At 65.0% G+C, this 3,991-nt stretch carries 4 protein-coding genes and 2 pseudogenes; 5 read left to right on the forward strand and 1 reads right to left on the reverse strand.

Annotation, left to right across the window (positions count from 1 at the left end):
• Together C1A33_RS35140 and C1A33_RS36910 are read left to right on the forward strand one after the other, a co-directional pair.
• Positions 1–335: acyl-CoA-like ligand-binding transcription factor (locus tag C1A33_RS35140; RefSeq protein ID WP_165818523.1), on the forward strand; the 335-nt coding region annotated here is incomplete at its 5' end.
• 39 nt (positions 336–374) lie between these two features.
• Positions 375–668, forward strand: coding sequence for a hypothetical protein (locus C1A33_RS36910; RefSeq protein ID WP_243407805.1), 294 nt, complete (start codon positions 375–377; stop codon positions 666–668).
• Between the two features lie 32 nt (positions 669–700).
• On the opposite strand, the gene C1A33_RS21840 is transcribed toward C1A33_RS36910, so the two are convergent.
• The gene (locus C1A33_RS21840) at positions 701–1,522 is read right to left on the reverse strand and encodes a hypothetical protein (RefSeq protein WP_243407806.1); all 822 of its coding nucleotides are present in this window, start codon (positions 1,520–1,522) and stop codon (positions 701–703) included.
• Positions 1,523–1,688: 166 nt separating this feature from the next.
• Here C1A33_RS21840 and C1A33_RS21845 point away from each other — a divergent pair.
• From C1A33_RS21845 to C1A33_RS21855, 3 genes and pseudogenes are all read left to right on the forward strand, one after another.
• A pseudogene (locus C1A33_RS21845) lies at positions 1,689–3,100 on the forward strand (IS701 family transposase).
• Positions 3,101–3,226: 126 nt separating this feature from the next.
• A complete protein-coding gene (locus C1A33_RS21850) occupies positions 3,227–3,436 on the forward strand; it encodes a hypothetical protein (protein WP_101833258.1) in 210 nt (69 codons plus the stop codon).
• A 61-nt stretch (positions 3,437–3,497) separates the two neighbouring features.
• Positions 3,498–3,811: pseudogene (locus tag C1A33_RS21855) on the forward strand (IS66 family transposase); the annotation flags it as partial.
• Positions 3,812–3,991: the final 180 nt, after the last annotated feature.

Here is a 3,991-nt window from a genome sequence, read left to right on the forward strand (position 1 = left end):
TTCGCGCGCTGGAACCCACGCTCATCGGCTTCGCCGAGATTCTGCAGCGGGACCGCGAGAACGTCACCCTCAGAATGGCGATCATGGCCTCGAGTACAGAGCTCGCCACCTACACGCTTGAAATAATGGAGACCCACAGGGCCGTCATTGCCAGCGAACTCGCCCACCGCCACCCCGCCGCCATCGACGAAGCCGACCGGCTGGCCCTCACCTGGGTGGCCAACGCGGTTCTGGTCGTTGCCGTGACCGAATGGCTGGAGGACGACCTGCGGCATCCCCTCCCCGCTCTCACGCTCCGGTCCATCGAACGGGTACGCGCCGCCACGACAGGATAGGTGACGGACGCCAGCTGCGGTGATGTAGGTCGGGTGGTGATGGCGGATGTGCGTGGCCACGCCCTTGTCCGCAGCGGCGTGGAGGGAGCCGCGGCGGGATCCTCCGGGCCCGCGTGCCCGATCTGTGGTGCTCTTGCTGTCGAGGACAAGGAGGGCCTCGCACCGCCGGCGTCAGCCTCGGACAGCATGGTCGCTACCTGCCACCCGCCTACCGAACGCGGTGGCGAGAACCTGCGTCGCATCCTCTCTCTGGGGCTGGAGTTCCTCTCCGCCGAGATCGACGCCGAGTTCGAGCAGGCGATCGGCTATTTTCTCTTCGCCTCGCTTCAGTAGTTCTACTACGACGGCAACAAGCGCACCGCCCGCTACATGATGAATGGTCGCCTCATGTCCCAGGGAATGGACGCCATCAGCGTTCCGGCCGCACGCCGCCACGAGAACAACACCGAGATGGTGGACTTCTTCCGACGCAAGGAAGGTACGGGAATGTTTTGGCTTTCTGACATCCTGCCGGCTCGGAGCCGGTCAATCCCGGCGGAACTTGTCAAGATTTTTAAGAAAAGACGGCCGATGTCGAGGTTGTCCCGGATGACCTGTTCGAAGAAGATCCGTCCGGACAGGGGTCGGTCGAGGGTCTGGGTCAGGGAGAACTCGGCTTGCAGGACCGAGATGTCGTAGCGGTAGCCGGCATCACGGTCGTCGGGAGTGAAGGGGTGGGGCAGGATCGCGATCCACTTGCGGAGCAGCCCGTCGATCTGGTCGGGGCCGAGCCGGTCACAGATCGTCTGAAGACCGGCCGGGTCGTCGACCGCGGCGAACGCGTTGTCCATCGGGACATATCCGATCCCCGCCTTGGTGGCCTGCCGTTGCGCCCAGTGGTTCCCGTTCAGACACAGCTTGGCGTTGTAGGGGAAGTAGGAGCAGAACTTGAGGAAGAACGGGCCGAAGCCGTCATCGACGCAGTAGAAGTAGAAGTGGTTGACCACCCCGGTGGTCTTCACGATCCACGGATAGGTTTTCCCCTCGGTGTCGCGGCGTTTCTCCGTCCGGAACAGTGGGGTCTTCTCCTGCGCCCGGCCGATGAACATCACCCCCTCGGTGCCGGTGAAGTCCTTGAGGTGTTCGTGCATCACCTCGTCTTTCCGCTGTCCCCTTGCGAAGTCGACGATCGGGATGTCGTGGGTCACAAAAGTCGGGCTGGAGTATTAGTACTACAGCCCCAGTGGCTGCCGTGTGGTCCTTTTCCGCGGGTGCGGCATGCCGGGTTGCGTGGGGCGGCCACCGCGTGATTCTCCATGGTTTGTGAATACACATGAGGATGCGGCGGTGGCCGCGACGGGTAGCCTATCCGAGATGGACGCCGTGGTGTGGGATGCGGAGCTGGAGGAGCTGTTCGGCCGCTTAGCTGACTGTTTCCGGAATGATCAGACGCGCGTGCAGGCACGGGCGTATGTGGCGGGCTTGTTGCCTCGGACGGAGCGGAAGAACGGGTGGACGCTCGCCGAGTTCAACCAGGACCTCGGTCCGCACAAGATGCAGCGACTGTTGAGCGAGTCCGCCTGGGATGAGGATGCGGTAGCCGACGTCGTCCGCTCGTACGTCGTGGAGAACCTCACCGAGGCGGGTGGGGTTTTGGTGATCGATGAAACCGGCTTCGTCAAGAAAGGAACGGAGTCCGCGGGTGTGCAACGCGGTACAGCGGCACCGCTGGGCGGGTCGAGAACTGTCAACTCGGCGTGTTCGCCGCATATGTCTCCGGAAAAGGGCGGGCTTTGGTTGACCGGGAACTGTGCCTTCCCGACAGCTGGACCGAAAACCGGCCGCGGTGCGCGGACGCAGGCATTCCACCCGGGCGGGGATTCGCGACGAAGCCGCTGCTGGCACTGGACATGATCCGCCGGTTCTGGCTGGCGCACCGGGCGATCAGCTGGGTCGCCGGCGACGAGGTGTACGGCGCTGACCCGGAACTACGCGACTGGCTCGTAGAACACCGGATCGGCTATGTCCTCGCCGTCAAACGGGACGCCATGGTCACCACAGCCGTCGGCCGTCGCCGCGTCAACGCCCTCGCGGCGAAAGTTCCCGCGCACGCCTGGGAAACATACTCCTGCGCCGACGGCACAAAAGGACCCCGGCTATACGACTGGGCGCTGGTCGACACCCGTGAATTCGACGGCCCTGACAATCATCCCCAGCAGGTTCTCACCCGCCGTTCACGCACTGAACGAAAAGACCTCTCCTTCTTTCTCACCAACAGTCCACACCCGGTTCCACTCGCCATGCTGATCACCGTTGCAGGGCGACGCTGGGGAATCGAAGAATGCTTCGAGTCCGCGAAGAACGAAGTCGGCCTTGACCACTACCAGGTCCGCCGATACCACGCCTGGTACCGGCATATCACCCTCGCGATCGTCGCGCACGCCTGGCTCGCCGTCACCGCCCAAAGACACCGCGAAGAACACCCACCAGCCATCCCACCAGAAACCACCGCCGTGGGATATCAGCCCCATCCGGCCGGTCTCCCCATCGACGAACCACCGAAACCAGACCGACACACGATGATCCCGCTCACCCTCAACGAGCTCCGCCACATCATCGCCCTGTTCGCGCAGGCCCTCACCCCACCCGCCCTGATCACATGGTGGTCAGACTGGCGCCGCAGCCACCAGGCACTCGGCCGCTGCTACCACTACCAAACCCGGATCCGTACCACGCAACGAAAAACCATACCAACAGCTACCACCGCAGGACCACTGCGACTGTAGTACTACACGACCGAGATACTGCAGTTCTCCACCGCTGCCTCCGCGTCGAAGCTCCTCGACGCGCTCCGGCAGGCGGTGCGGCAGTGTGCCGCCATCGGGCACGGCGGGCCGAGTAATGTTTCGCAGGTGTCCTCGTCGAACGTCGACGGATATCCGGCGCTCACCTACTCGATAGATTCCTCGGGCCGGTGGAACGTCCTCTTCGCCGCGAACGGCGTCGATGTCATCCTCGTCTCCGCGGTAGCCGGACCCGCTGACGAACAGCCGCCGGCCAGGCCGACGCTGCCGTCCGTGGCGGACGCTGTGATGGCGGGCATCGCGACGCAGGCCGAGTAATGCGGCGGCGCACGGAACAACACGCGGCCGGCGTACCTGTTCAGCTCGGTTGACCGGTTGCGCGCACGCAGACGAGACCACCGCCCGCGCCGACGGTGGCCTGCGCTACCTGCACGTGGCGTGCCCGACTACCTGACCGTGATGCACGTCGGGGACCGTTCAGCCGCCACGATCGACGCCGGCGGGGTCCGGCCCACCTTCACCGGTGTCCTCGTCCGGGACGGCTACGGCGGCTACGCCCACCTGACCGGCGCCCTGCACGCCTGGTGCGGTGCCCACCTACTCGGAGATCTCCGCCAGATCCACGACTCCGACCCGCCCGGGCAGGTCTGGGCCGACGCACTGGCCACCACTCTGCTCGACGCCCACCACGCCGTCTGACACCGTCCGCCGGGTCTGGCGGGTCCGCGGGTGGCAGCGGTTTCGATTGCTCGCCAATCTGGCTGCCAGTACGTTTCTGCCACATGGCCCATGCCCTGCCCAGCGCCGCGGGCCGGGCGTCGACCTATGGAGCGTGTGCGCGTTGAGAATCAGCGTCGAGCCGGAGCTCGAGGA

This window comes from Frankia canadensis (assembly GCF_900197875.1).
GTDB lineage: Bacteria > Actinomycetota > Actinomycetes > Frankiales > Frankiaceae > Frankia > Frankia canadensis.

Bases quoted from the DNA above. Each gene is read 5' to 3' on its own strand.
- C1A33_RS36910 (WP_243407805.1), top strand. From the start codon at position 375: ATGGCGGATGTGCGTGGCCACGCCCTTGTCCGCAGCGGCGTGGAGGGA.